The organism is Actinomadura barringtoniae (assembly GCF_017573505.1).
GTDB lineage: Bacteria > Actinomycetota > Actinomycetes > Streptosporangiales > Streptosporangiaceae > Spirillospora > Spirillospora barringtoniae.
In genome coordinates this window covers 1-12,807 of record NZ_JAGEOJ010000033.1, presented here as the reverse complement: position 1 = coordinate 12,807, position 12,807 = coordinate 1, and the positions used below count along the sequence as shown (strand labels likewise).

2 protein-coding genes (1 of these 2 only partly in view) are annotated in these 12,807 nt (G+C 71.6%); both read right to left on the bottom strand.

Annotated features, from left to right (window positions below):
• Nucleotides 1-2,372 carry the beginning of a non-ribosomal peptide synthetase gene (locus tag J4573_RS49285; protein ID WP_208263386.1) on the bottom strand. 13,810 nt of this gene lie to the left of the window's left edge, so the window shows 2,372 of its 16,182 coding nt (coding positions 1-2,372); it begins with the start codon at nucleotides 2,370-2,372; the stop codon falls past the left edge of the window.
• On the bottom strand, nucleotides 2,369-12,730 hold the full coding sequence (locus tag J4573_RS49280; protein ID WP_243774860.1) for a non-ribosomal peptide synthetase: 10,362 nt from the start codon (nucleotides 12,728-12,730) through the stop codon (nucleotides 2,369-2,371). The genes J4573_RS49285 and J4573_RS49280 overlap by 4 nt, the downstream gene beginning before the upstream one ends.
• Nucleotides 12,731-12,807: the final 77 nt, after the last annotated feature.

Sequence of the window (12,807 nt, the reverse complement as noted above, 5' to 3'; positions counted from 1 at the left end):
GCCGTGACCTCGAAGGCCGAGCACCCCACGACCGTCTCGGTGGGGCCGTACTCGTTCACCACGACCGACCGCGGTGCCCGGCTCAACCAGTCCCGCACCGTTCCCGGCGGCAGTGCCTCTCCCCCGACCACCCACCTGGCCGCCGCCCCGGCCGCCGCCGAGGGGTCCAGCAGTTCCCCCAGGAGGGGCAGGTGAGCCGGCACGATCTTCACCAGACCGAAGCCGCCTTGGTTCCGCAGCAACCCGCTCAGCCCGTCGATCCCGCCGCGACGGCTGGCCACCACGGTGCCACCCGCCACCAGGGGCACGAAGAGGCTCGTGACCGTCAGGTCGAAGGAAATCGAGGAGTGCAACACCGCCGCGTCGCCGGACGACATCCCGTAGGTCCAGGCGGCCCAGCTGAGGTAATTGGCCAGCCCGCCGTGGGTGACGACGACCCCCTTGGGCCGGCCGGTGGAGCCGGACGTGTACATGACGTAGGCCGCCCGGTCGGCGTCCAGCGGGCCGCCCCGCTCGTCGTCGCGAACCGGGCCGCCCGGCCGCCCGGACACCGCCGCCCGGACTTCGGGCTCGTCAACGACCACCAGCGCTGGACCCCGCAGAACGTCGTCCAGGTTCGCCGCCGACGGCCGATCGGCGAGCACGGCGAGGGGACGGGAATCCGAGAGCAGGCGGCCGATGCGGCCGGCCGGGTACTCGGGGTCGACGGGCAGGTAGGTGCCACCGGCCTTGAGAACGGCGAGGATGGCCACCACGAGGTCGGCTCCGCGCCCCAGAACGACCGCTACGACCGACTCCGGCCGAACACCCAGCGCGAGCAGGTGGCGGGCCAGCCGGTCGGAGCGGTCGGCCAGCTCGGCGAAGGAGAGCTCGCGACCGTGTTCCGAGACGGCGACACCGTCCGGCCGTCGACTCGCCACGTCGTCGATGAGGTCGACGACGCTCCGTCCGTCCGGTGCCGAACTCGATCGCGGCCGGTCCGCGGGCGGCCGGTTCCAGTCCTTGAGCACCAGTTCCCGCTCGGACGGCGTCGTGACCTCGATCCGACTGAGCGGAACCTCCGGGTCCTCCGCGACCGCCTGGAACATCCGTGTCAGCCGGTCGGCGAGCCGGTCGACACTCGACCGGTCGAAACGATCGGCCGAGCCGACCAGGGTTCCGCGTAGACCGGCGGGAGCGCCGTTCGCGTCGAAGACCTCTGAGACAAGGACGTCCAGGTCGAACTTGGCCGCCGTCGGGGCGGCTCGTCCGGTCGACGGTGGGGCTGAGGCGGAGACCCCGGGCAGGGCCAGCGCCGCCCGTCCGGTGTTCTGCACGGTGAGCATGACCTGGAACAAGGGGTGCCGGCCGCGGACTCGGCTCGGCGCCAGCTCCTCCACCACCCGTTCGAAGGGGACGTCCTGGTGAGCGAACGCCTCCAGCCCCGCCTCGCGGACCCTCGCCAGGATCTCCCTGAAAGCCGGGTCGCCGGACAGGTCCGTGCGCAGCGCGAGCGTGTTGACGAAGAAGCCCACCAGATCGTCGAGCCCGGAGTCGGTACGGCCGGCGACGGCGGTACCGATCACGATGTCCGCGCCGGCACCTACTTTCACGAGCAGCGCCGCGAGCGCGCCGTAAGCGACCATGAACGGCGTCGCTCCGGTGGAGCGGGCCACGGCGGCGAGCCGGGCGTGCACCGCCGCCGGTACCTGGAAGGCCACGGAGTGGCCCAGCCGGCTCGGGGCGCCCGGCCGTGGACGGTCGGCGGGCAGGTCGAGTTCCTCGGGTGCACCGGCCAGCTGTCGCCTCCAGTAGCCGATCTGCTGCCCGATCAGTGACTCCGGGTCGCCGTCGTCCCCGAGGAGCTCACGCTGCCAGAGGGCGTAGTCCGCGTACTGGACCGGCAACGGCGCCCAGTCCGGCGCCCGGCCCTCGCGGCGGGCGGCGTAGGCGAGGGAGATGTCCCGCCCGAGCGGCGCCATGGACCAGCCGTCGCCGGCGATGTGGTGAACGACCACGACCAGGACGAACTCCTCGTCGCCGAGATCGAACAGGACGGCCCGGATCGGGAGGTCCGTCGCGAGGTCGAACGGCCGGCGGACGATCTCCTCGAAGCGGGCGGCGAGTTCGCCGGCCGCCGACCGTTCGACGTCGAGCCGCCAGTCGAGGGTGCCGGGCTCGTGGATCTCCTGCTCCGGTTCGCCCTGGAACGCCGGGAACGTGGTGCGCAGCACCTCGTGGCGCTCAAGGACGTCCCGGAGAGCGCGGCTCAGCGCGTCGACATCGAGCCCGCCTGTGAGCCGGACCGCGACCGGGCTGTTGTACAGCGCACCCGAGTCGTCGTCCTGGCTGAGGAACCACAACCGGCGCTGGCCGTGCGAGAGGGGGATCATCGGCCCTCCCCGTTCCGGCGCATGGGCCTGAGCGGCGGCCGGACACTCGGCCGAGTCTCGGCGTTGCGGGCGAGCGCCGCCACGGTCGGCCATTGGAAGACGTCCCGGATGCGCAGCTCGGAGCCGCTGCGCTCCCGGAACCGGGTGACCAGGCGGGCGGCGAGGAGCGAATGCCCGCCGAGGTCGAAGAAGTCGTCCTCGGGGCCGACGTCCACCCCCAGCACCTCCGTGAACACCTCGCACAGCAGGCGCTCCCGCTCCGTGGCGGGCTCGCGCCGGCCGGCCGCGGGCTCCCTGCGAGGGGGTGCCGGAAGGGCGGCCCGGTCCAGCTTTCCGTTCGCGTTGAGCGGCATCGCCTTCAGCACGACGACGGCGGAGGGAACGAGATGGACCGGCAGCCGGCGGGCCACGGCGTCGCGCAACGTCCGGTCGACGTCGTCGTCCGAGGACTCGTTCCCCTCCGCGACGACATATCCGACGAGACGCCGGTCGCCGGCGAAGTCCTCGCGAACGACCACGGCGGCCTCCGCGACCAGCGGGTGGTCCGCGAGCGCGCTCTCGACCTCCCCGGGTTCGATCCGGAAACCTCGGATCTTCACCTGGTGGTCGTCCCGGCCGGCGAACACGAGCATGCCGTCTCGCGCCCACCGGGCCCGGTCGCCGCTGCGGTACATCCGCGCGGCGACGTCCCACGGGCAGGCCACGAACCGCTCGGCCGTCTGGCCCGGCCGGCCCAGATAACCGCGTGCGAGACCGGGACCGGCCAGGTAGAGGTCACCGGTCACGCCGGGTGGCACCGGATTCAGGAAAGCGTCCAGGACGAAGGCCCGCGTGTGAGGGATGGACCTTCCGATCGGGGTTTCCGGCCGGCCGGCCTCGCACCGCCAGACGGTGGCGTCGATCGTCGTCTCCGTCGGGCCGTAGGTGTTGAACAGCGTCCGTCCCGGCGCCCAGCGCTCCACGAGCGCGGGAGACGGCGCCTCGCCTCCCACTTCCAGGACGACCTCGCGCGGGACGGCCTCCTCATCGAGCGTGGCCAGGACCGCGGGAGGCAGTGAGGCATGCGTGATGCCCTCGTCGCGGATGAACCGGGTGAGGTCCTCGCCCAGGCGGGCGTGAGTGGGAACGACGACCAGGGTGGCTCCCGAGGTCAGCGCGAGCGACCACTCGAGAGCGAAGTTGTCGAAGGTCGAGGACGCGAACTGCGCCACGCGGTCACCGGGCCCGGTACCGAACCGCGCCAGCGCAGCGGTGGTATTGGTGAACCCGGCGTGGGTGACGACGACTCCCTTCGGCTTTCCGGTGGATCCCGACGTGTGGACGACGTAGCAGGCATCGGCCCCACGTGGCCGGGTCCGGGAGCCGACCTCGTCCAGCGGCGTCCCCGGCATCGAGGCCATCTCCGTCGCGACGGCCGGATCGTCCAGGGCCAGCACCGGCACTCCGTCGAGGCGCCCAGCGTCGCGGGAGGTGGCGAGCACCAGTTCCGGGCACGTGTCACCGACGAGGAACGCCAGCCGCTCGGAAGGGTGGTCCGGGTCGAGGGGCACGTAGGCGCCGCCAGCCTCCAGGACGGCCAGGATCGCGACGAACAGGTCCGTGCCTCGGACCAGGAGGAGCCCGACCAGGGAACCGGGACCCACGCCGCGGCCGGCGAGGTACCGGGCCAACCGGGACACCCGCAGACCCAGGTCGCCGTAGGTCAGCCGGCTGTCCGCGGCCTGGATCGCGACGTCGCCGGGAGCTGTGGTGACCCGTTGCCGGACCAGGTCCGTGATCGGAGCCGGTACGAGATGCTCGGCCGGCTCCGGCGGCGGAGCCAGATGCGATGTCTCGGCCGCGGTCAGCAGCGCGATGTCGCTGAGGCGGGCGTCCGCCCGGGCGGTGACGTCATCCAGGACACGGGCGAACCGATCGGCGATGGAGGCGACCGTCTCGGGATCGAAGAGGTCGGCAGATCCCACCAGGCCGACGCTCAGCCCGGCCGGTCTCCCCTCCTGATCCAGCATCTCGCCGACGGTGAGGTCGAGGTCGAACTTGGCCGCCGGCACCGGCTTGAGCCCGTTCAGGGGCAACGGGGCCGGAAGGCCCTCCAGGTCGAAGGCGGACCGGTCGGAGTTCTGGACCGTGAGCATGACCTGGAACAGTGGATGCCGGGACAGCGACCGGCTGGGTGCCAAGTGCTCGACCAGCCGCTCGAACGGGGCGTCCTGGTGAGCCAGGGCGTCCAGGAAGGTCTCGCGTACACGCCCGAGGACCTCCAGGAACGTCGGGTCGCCTGACAGGTCGGTCCGCAGGACGAGGGTGTTCACGAAGAACCCCACCAGGTCGTCGAGTGCCTCGTCGGTACGCCCGGCAACAGCGACACCGATGGGGAGGTCGGTGCCGGCTCCGAGCCGGGACAGGGTGACGGCGAGGGCGGCCTCGAGGGCCATGAAGATCGTCGCGCCCTGGGTCCGGGCCAGTGCCGTCAGCCGGCGGTGCACCTCGGGTGCGATCCCGAGCGTCACCTGGTGACCTCGGTAGGAGGACTCGGCCGGCCGCGGCCGGTCGGCCGGGAGGGCGAGTTCCTCGGGTATCTGCAGGAGGGTCTTCTCCCAGAACCGGACCTGCCGCTGGAGCAGGGCGTCGGGATCGCTCTCCTCGCCCAGGAGCCGGTTCTGCCAGATCGCGTAGTCGGCGTACTGGACTGCCAGGGGCTTCCACGCCGGAGCTTGCCCTTCACGGCGGGCCGTGTACGCGGTGGACAGGTCGCGGGCCAGGGGCGCCCACGACCACCCGTCCGCGGCGATGTGATGGAGCATGATCACCAGCGTCGACTCCACCGCTCCGGAACCGGATGGCGATCGGAACAGCCACCCCCGGATCGGCGGCCGGGCGGCCAGGTCGAACGGGGTGGCCAGGGCGGCGGCGACCGCCGCATCGAGGCCGTTGGCAGGCACGTCTCGCGTCTCGAGGAGGCGGCCGACCTGCTCGGGCGCGAGGATGCGTTGATGCGGCTGCCCGTCGACGAGTTCCGCGAGGGTGCGCAGTACCTCGTGGCGGGTGACGACGTCGTGCAGGGCATCCCCGAGGGCACCCGCGTCGACGTCACCATCCAGGCGCACGACGACGGGGATGGTGTAGGTGGTGCTCGGGCCCTCGAACTCGTCCAGGAACCAGAGCCGCCGCTGGCCGTGGGACATGGGCGGCAGCTCCGGCCTGGCCGCGCCGCCGAGCGCGGGCCGCATGGCCGCCTGGCCGCGGTCACCGGTGATCCGGGTCGCCAGCGCGGCGACCGTGGGCGCTTCGAAGATCGCCCGGACGGGCACCTCGGCCCCCAGCACAGTGCGGATCCGCGACACCAGCCGGGTGGCGAGCAGCGAGTGACCGCCGAGGGCGAAGAAGTCCTCCTCCGCCCCGACCGACTCCAGATCGAGGATGTCGGCGAAGACGTGGGCCAGGATCTCTTCCTCGGGCGTGGCCGCTCGGCGGCCCCCGGCCCGTCCCGGTGCCGGCAGCGCCTTCCGGTCGAGCTTCCCGCTTGTGGTGAGAGGCAGCTCGGGCAGGACCAGAACGGCGGCGGGCACGAGGTACTCCGGGAGCCGACCGGCGACGAAAGCGCGCACCTCGCGGACCAGGTCGTCGTCTGCCGCCCTCGCATCCCGGACGCTGGCCGGCACCACGTAGGCGACCAGCTGCGGCCGCCCGGGCACATCCTCCCGAGCGATCACCGCCGCCGTCTCCACACCGGGGTGAGCGGAGAGTGCGGCCTGGATCTCACCCGGCTCGATCCGGTAGCCGCGGATCTTCAGCTGATCGTCGCCGCGTCCTGCGAACACCAGGTCGCCGGACGCGGTCCACCGGGCCCGATCGCCGGTGTGGTACATGCGACCGCCGTGGATCCAGGGGCAGGCCACGAACCGCTCCGCGGTGAGCGCGGGCCGTCCGGTGTATCCGCGGGCCAGGTTGGCCCCGGCGACGTACAGATCACCGAGCGCACCTGTTGGCACGGGCTGGAGCTGGTCGTCCAGCACGTACACGCCGGTGTTGTCGAGCGGGCGGCCGATCGGCACGGACCCGGTCGCGGTGGAGATCCGTTCCCGGTCGGCTTCCCAGGTCGTCACGTCGACCGTGGCCTCGGTCGGCCCGTAGATATTGGTCAGCTCCGCGCCCGGGAGCAGGTCGAGGCACCGGGCAGCCAGGTCGGGGTAGAGGGTCTCGCCGCCGCAGTACACCTGCCGGAGCGCGGTCGCATCGGCCGCCGCCGGATCCGCCAGGAACGCCTCCAGCAGAGTCGGAACGAAGTAGGCCACGGTGATCCGCTCGTCGCGCATCGCCCCGGCGAGGTAGGCGGAGTCCTGGTGGGCCCCAGGCCGGGCCATGACCACGGTCGCGCCGGCGATGAGCGGGGTGAAGAACTCGAGCAGCGAGACGTCGAAGACGTAGGGCGTTTTCTGCAGTAGCCGGTCGCCCGGTCCGAGCGGGTGATTCTCCTGAGACCAGAGCAGGTGGTTGGCCAGGCTTCGATGGCTGACCGTGACGCCCTTCGGCGTGCCGGTCGATCCGGAGGTGTACAGCGTGTAGGCAGCGTTGTCCGGAAGCGGGCCGGCTGGGAGCGGACCGGACTCGGTCGCGGTCTGGGCCACGGTCGAGGGGTCGTCGAGCAGGAGCCGCGGTAGGCCCGGATCGTCGCAGGCGTCCTGGAGGGCTTCGTCGGTGAGCAGCACCGCCGGTTGCGCCTCTGCCAGGATGTGGGCCAGTCGAGCAGGCGGGTGGGTGGGGTCGAGCGGGAGGTATTGGGCACCCGTCTTGAGGATCGCGAGGAGGGCGGTCAGGAGGGTGGTTCCCCGATCCAGCATGACGGCCACCACCGACTCCGGGCCCACGGGAGGATGGAGACGGCCGAGCACGCGCGCGAGCCGATCGGATTCGCGGTCCAGTTCGGCGTAGGTCCGCTCACCGTCTTCGCCGGTGACGGCGATCCCGTCCGGGGTCGCCGTCGTCTGGGCTCGGAACAGATCCACCACGGTGACCGACCGGCACGGGCGGGAATCCACGCGGTTCCAGTCGTCGAGCAGGAGCGAGCGCTCGGTCGGCGTGAGGAGGTCGAGGTCGCTCAACCGGCGCTCCGGGTCGGCGACCATCATCTCGACGGTCCGGGACAGTCGGCGGCCGAGGATCTGGACCGTGGCCGGTTCGAAGAGGTCGGCCGCACCAGTGAGCACGCCCTTCAGGCCGGCCGGCCGGCCCGACTCGGCGTGGTTCTCGGACACCGTGACCTCAAGGTCGAACTTGGCGGTGACACCGCCGGCGCTCTCCGGATCGCCCGCTCCGGTGGTGACGTCGGGGAGGTCGAGCGTCGCGTCCGCGGTGTTCTGCAGCGTGAGCATGACCTGGAAGAGAGGGTGCCGTCCCAGGGAGCGGGCCGGCGCCACAGCGTCGACGATGTTCTCGAAGGGGACGTCCTGGTGGGCGAATGCCGCGAGCGCGGTGGCCCGGGATCTCCCGAGCGCCTCGGTGACCGTCGGGTCCTCCTTCAGATCGGCCCGCAGCACCAGGGTGTTGACGAAGAATCCGATCAGTTCCTCAAGGGCGGCGTCGGATCGACCGGCGACCACGGTCCCGATCGGGAGGTCCGTCCCCGCTCCCAGCCGCGAGAGGAGCACGGCGAGTGCGGTGTGCAGAACCATGAACACCGTCACGCCCTGGGCCCGGGCGAGCTCTACCAGCTGTGCGTGCGCCGCCGCGGACAGCGTGAAATCGCAGGCGTGGCCGCGGTGGGAGGCGGCCGCGGGCCGGCCGTGGTCGGCGGGAAGGGCCAGCTCACCGGGGATTCCGTCGAGCGCCTCCCGCCAGTAGGCGAGCTGACGCCCCGCGCGCGATGCCGGATCCTCCAGGTCGCCGAGTGTCTCACGCTGCCAAAGAGCCACGTCCGCGTACTGGAGCGGCAGGGGCGTCCAGTCCGGAGCCGAACCGCGGACCCTGGCGGCGTAGGCGGTCGCCAGGTCGTTCGCCAGCGGCCGCCAGGACCAGCCGTCGGCGGCGATGTGATGCAGGACGACGACAAGGACGTGGTCGGCCGGCCCGGTGGTCAGGAGCGCCGCTCGGACGGGCAGTTCGTCGGCCAGGTCGAACGGGCGGCCCTTGATGGCCGCGATCGCATCGTTCAAGTCGCATTCGGCGACCGTTTCGACCGCGAGCTCCCACCGTAGCTCGGCCAGAGCCTGGGTCTGCTGGAAGGGCTCACCGTCGATGGCCGGGAACCTGGTGCGCAGCACCTCGTGACGATCGAGAACGTCGCGGAAGGCCGCTCGCAAGGCTTCGACGTCCAGCTCCCCCGTCAGCCGCGCCGTGACCGGGATGGTGTAGACCGGCTTCGGGCCTTCGAGCTGGCCCAGGAACCAGAGCCGTTGCTGGCCGAAGGACAGCGGGACGCGGTCCGGCCTCGGGCGCGGCGCCGGCAAGGATGGGGTCACCAGAGCCCTTCCGGCCGTCCCGGGCGCCTCATCCAGGGTCGCGACGAGGGCGGCCGCGGTGGGGTGGTCGAAGATCTGGGCGATCTGCAGATCGACCCCGAGGGCGGCCCGCAGCCGCGACACCAGCGACACCGCGAGCAGGGAGTGGCCTCCGAGGCCGAAGAAGTCGTCGTCGACCGACACCGAGTCACGTCCCAGGACCTCGGCGAAGAGCTGGGTGACGAGCACCTCGCGCGGGTCGTCCCCCGATCCCGTGGCCCCCGGACTGGACGGCTCGGGCGCTGGTAGAGCGCGCCGGTCCACCTTGCCGTTCCGGGTGAGGGGTAGCTGCGGGAGCACGACCAGCATGGCCGGTACCAGATGATCGGGCAGGCGGCCGGAAAGCCGCCCCCGGACTTGCTCCGCCCAGGAACCGTCATCATCGGGGGTTCGCGAGGAGCTCGCCACCACGTACCCGACCAGGCGCGCGTCTCCCAGAGTGTCCTCCCGGGCGACCACGGCGGCCTGTCCGACCTCAGGGTCGGCGGTCAGGGCGGCCTCGACCTCCCCCGGTTCGATCCGGTATCCGCGGACCTTGACCTGGTCATCGGCGCGGCCGACATAGACGAGGTTCCCGTCAGCTCGCCGGAGGGCCCGGTCCCCCGTCCGGTACATCCGCTCGCCACCGGCCTGCCCGGCGCCAGGGAACGGACAGGCCACGAAGCGTTCCGCCGTGAGTGCGGGCCGTCCCACGTACCCGCGGGCGAGTTGGTCACCGGCCACGTAGAGGTCGCCGATGACGTTGGTGGGCACCGGGGCCAGCGACTCGTCCAGCACGTACATGCGGTTGTTCGCGGCCGGCCGTCCGATCGGAACGACGTCACCGAGGTGGTCCAGGTCTCGGGCGCGGACCTCGTGCGTCGAGCAGCCGACGACGGTCTCGGTCGGGCCGTACTCGTTCACCACGACACTGTCCGGCGCGAGCCGCAGCCAGGAGCGGACGGTCGCCGGCGGCAGTGCCTCGCCGCCGACCACCCAGCGGGCGGCCGCTCCGGGCAGGTCGGCGCCAGGCACGAGGTCGGCCAGCAACGGGAGATGCGCCGGCACGACCTTGACAAGCCCGAACCCGGTCTCACGGCGGAGGATGCCGGCGAGACCCCGCACACCCTCGCGTTCACCGACGACGATCGGGGCTCCGCTGACGAGAGGTACGAAGATGCTGGTCACGGTGAGGTCGAACGCGATCGACGAGTGCAGCACGGCGCCGGCGCTACCGGCCACGTCATACGACCGAGCGGCCCAGGTCAGATAGTTCGCCAGGCCGCCCCGAGGGATGATGACGCCCTTCGGCGTGCCGCTCGAACCGGAGGTGTGCATGACGTAGGCGGCCTGCTCCGGGCGGACTTCAATTCCCAGTGGGGTGTCGTCCTGGGAGTTCACGTCCGCGTCGGTGACCGGATCGTCCATGAAGACCGACCGCACCGTCGCCGGGAGACCGGCGCCGAGGTCACGATCGGTGACGATCAGGCCCGCCCTGGCGTCGTCGATGAGGAAGCGCGCCCGCTCGACCGGGTGGGCGGGGTCGACCGGCAGGTACGCGGCGCCGGACTTGAGCACGGCCAGCAGTGCGGTCACCAGTCCGGCACCCGGACGCAGCCGGACGGCGACCACCGACTCCGGCCGGGCGCCCGCGGCCACAAGATGGCGGGCGAGCTGGTTGGCCCGGCGATCCAGGTCGGCGAAGGACAAGCGGGTTCCCTCGTCGATGACCGCCGGTGCCTGGCCCTGGTTCCCGCGGGCGACCACCTCGATCTGGCTCACGAGATCCGGTGCCGGCCGGTCGGTGGTGGTGTCGTTGCCGTCCTCAAGCAGGCGGGTTCTTTCCCGGTTCTCCAGGACCGCGACCCCGTTAAGGGGCCGTGGAGGCTCACCGTCCAGAGCCAGCTCGGCAGCGGTGACGAGGTTCTCAAGGGTGGTGTGCATGAGCCGAGCGACGCCGTCCGGGTCGACCGGCGCCACGGCGTCGACGGTCAGCACGAGACCCTGCTCGCCGAGGTCGTCGACGGCGACGGCCAGCGGGTAGGTGTTGCGATCGCGCGTGTACACCGTCCGGATGGTGGGGGCGCCCTCCTGCCCGCGTGCAGAGGGCGGGGCGCTCGTGTGGCGGTAGTTGAAGAGGGACGTGAACAAGGGGAACCCGACGGGGACAGCGCTGGCCTGCTGGGCGAGCGCCAAGGAGGCATGCTCGTGCTCCATCAACGCGGCCAGCTCAGCCCGCAGTGCGTCGACCGCCTCCAGGACCCCTGTGCGGTCCACGCGTACACGCAGCGGCAGGGTGTTCATGAACAGCCCCGGCGCGTCGTCGGCTGCCCCGGGCACGCTGAGGCGCCCGAGGAGAACGGAGCCGAAGACCACGTCCTGGCGTCCGGACACCGCGGCCAGTACCCGTGCCCAGCAGAGGTGGAGGACTGTCGCCGGGCTGGCACCTGCGCGGCGGGCGACGGCGCGCAGGCGTCCGGTCAGTGCGGCTTCGATCGGGAGGTGGCTGCGGATGGCCGATGCTCCCGCGGTGCGGGCGTCGAGCAGTCCGTAGGGAGCGGTCGGTTCCTCGACGTCGCCCAGCAGATCGGCGAAGTAGCGCTCGTGGTCGGCGCGACGGTCGACGTCCCCACGGGCCTGCATGACGAACTCCCGGAACGGCACCGCCGAAGGCAGGTCGCCGGAACGGCCGGCCAGGATCTCCCGCACCTCGCCGATGACGGCTTCCAGCCCGAGATGGTCCTGGGCTATGTGGTGCAGGCGCACCAGAGCGAGCCAGACGCCAGGCTGCGGTTCTGCCGTGTGCACGTCGATGAGCGGGGCCCGGCCGAGGTCCATGGAGCTACCGACAAGGTCGGCCAGCGCGGCCGGTGCCTCGTCCGCCGACGCCGTGAGTTCGACGGGAGCGACGGGGATACGGGCCTGCCGCCAGACCACCTGTACCGGTTCCCGCAGGCCGTCCCAGATCACGGCGCTGCGGTAGATGTCGTGACGGTCGACGACCTGCTGCAGGGCGGCCACGAAGTCGTCTCGATGCCTACGGCTTTCACAGGCCACGACGTAAGGGGACAGGTAGGCGTCGGTTTCGCCACCCGCGAGCAGGTGGTGGAAAAAGATGCCCTCCTGAAGTGGGGTGAGGGGGTAGACGTCGGCGATGTTCGCGGCGCCGCCGTCCACGGCGGCGACGACGAGGTCCAGTTTTTCCGGAGTCAGTTCAACCAGAGGCAGCTGATCCGGGGTCAGCTGCTGGGCGCCGAGCGGGATCCGGTTCGGCGGCACCGGCACGGGTGGTGCCGTCGTCACGCGAGCCAGGCTCGCGGGTGTGGGGTTCTCGAAGAGCGCGCGAACAGATACCGACAGCCCCTGAGAGCCCAGACGCCGGACGAGCTCGGCGGCGAGGAGGGAGTGGCCGCCGAGGGCGAAGAAGTTGTCGTGGGGGCCGGCGATGGCGGGGAGCCCGAGGACGTCGGCGAAGAGGTGGCCGAGGATTTCCTCACGCGCGTCGGCCGGGGCCTGGTCACCGGTGGTCTCGGCCACCGGGTCGGGCAGGGCACCGGTGTCGAGCTTGCCGTTGACGGTGACCGGCAGCCCGTCGAGAACCACCAAGGCCGACGGAATCATGTAATCAGGCAGCCGATCGGCCAAATACCCTCGCACGGCCACCAGATCCAAACCGCCCGAAACGGGCACCAGGTAGGCGACGAGGGCGTCATTTCGGGCGATGACCGCGGCATGAGCGACATCACGGTGCCCACTCAGATGGGTCTGGACTTCACCGGGCTCGACCCGGAAACCCCGGATCTTCACCTGGTCGTCGGCCCGCCCATCAAAGGCAAGCTCACCATCACGCGTCCAATGCACCCGATCACCGGTCGCATACATCCGCTGGCCGGCGCCCTCGCCCGGATCGGCGAACGGACAGGCGACGAACCGGGACGCTGTCAAGCCAGGCTGACCGA

Coding starts and splice junctions, on each gene's coding strand:
- J4573_RS49280 (WP_243774860.1), bottom strand. CDS start 12,730: ATGTATGCGACCGGTGATCGGGTGCATTGGACGCGTGATGGTGAGCTT.